The sequence below is a fragment of the Vibrio sp. 03_296 genome, assembly GCF_002265885.1.
Map to the genome: position 1 here is coordinate 1 of NZ_NPKW01000606.1, position 1,504 is coordinate 1,504.

Annotated in this window: 3 pseudogenes; all 3 read right to left on the bottom strand. The window is 45.3% G+C overall.

The annotated features are described in order from the left end of the window. Positions 1 to 333, bottom strand: a pseudogene (locus CIK04_RS26555) (D-alanyl-D-alanine carboxypeptidase); the annotation flags it as partial. A 189-nt stretch (positions 334 to 522) separates the two neighbouring features. Then, a pseudogene (locus tag CIK04_RS26560) lies at positions 523 to 1,036 on the bottom strand (NUDIX hydrolase). 88 nt (positions 1,037 to 1,124) lie between these two features. Beyond that, positions 1,125 to 1,491 (bottom strand): annotated as a pseudogene (locus tag CIK04_RS26565) (exopolyphosphatase); the annotation flags it as partial. Positions 1,492 to 1,504 lie beyond the last annotated feature (13 nt).

The window sequence follows — 1,504 nt, forward strand, 5'->3', positions numbered from 1 at the left end:
ACAGAAGTACCCACTTCGATAACATTTCGAAGAGTCTGGGAAGTTTTTGCCCATGCGTTGCGGCTGATCACCACTTGATCTGAAAAGCGAATGTTGCCGCGATTCATTTCTTGTCCCGCCACATACGCCGTCATCAACTTGGTTAAACTGGACAGGATTTAACTGGGTATCGGCATTTTTGGCGACCAAGACCTCCCCTGAATGGTAGTCCATCAGCACATAGCCTTTGGCCCCCAAAGCGGGAGGATCGGGAATGACGGTCGGCGCGGCATGAGCGGAAAATGCCATAACGCTGGCACACAAAGCGGAAGTAAGAGAAACAATAGATTTCATGAAAGCAGCCATCCGTTAAATAAGACTTTCTCGAGTATATTCAAGGGAATTTTGCTTACAGCCTCTCTGTTACTAATGGTTACGTTTCTTCGAAAATGTCTACAATTTGATCTAGAAAATCCATTAACTGGTGAAAAGAAGTGAACAAATTCATAGTTCAAATCTATTGTTCTCAATATTTTATCGTCGTTACAGCAACTCTTTGGCGATGAGACGCAGCAGGAAAGTTTCGCGCTCTATGCTCATGCCTTTTTTGGGGCTTTCCGCCATGGTCTGCTCATTGTGTGCTATCGCTTGATGGATATTGACCCAAAGTGGCTTCATGCCATTTTTCACTTCGTATTCCTCAAAGCGCGTTTCGCCTARCTCTCGGTCAATCTTGCAGGTGTAGCAGTAAGAATGCATGTGCATCACGTTTGCTTCCCCTTTGTACCAAGGACGAAACTCTTCATAGATACCAAATGGTTTGATGTTGTGGATGTTCTTTGCGCCAGTTTCTTCTTCAAGTCGCGACMAMCCGCGATCACATCCTCTCCTTCATCGATGCCACCACCAGGAATGGTGTAATCGTGGTAGCGCTCGGTGTAGAGCAATAAAATATCTTCACCATCGACACAAATGGCTGCGCGCGGCGCTGCGTTGGAAAATGATTTTTCGTCTAGTGTTCGATATCAGGGTGAATCGTTGTTTTCAGATGTCTCATGAGAAAAACGCGCTGTGCTGAAGTCCAAAATTAAAATTTGGCGGCATACTAACAAAAAAAAGCCTCGCGAATGCGAGGCTATTGGTCTTTAACCGTCCCGATTTATCTGCTCAATCAGTTCAGCTTGGACACGCTCTGCGTCTTCAAGGTTGATCTGACAGGTACCTGCCGCTTGGTGCCCCACCACCGCCATATTTMAACATCAATTCGCCCACGTTGGTTTTTAGAGCCTCGATCGAAAATCGATTTGCCCGTTGCGAAAACCACGTTTTGCTTTTGAAAACCCCACATTTTATGGATTGAAATATTGCAGTCAGGAAACAGGGCATAAATGATGAAGCGGTTGCCTGCGTAAATGGTCTCTTCGTTGGTGAGATCCAACAGCACCAAATTCTTATGCACCGTGGCACAACGTTGAATCTGCTCTTAAACTTAATTTCGTGTTCGCTGTATATAAATCAATGCGCT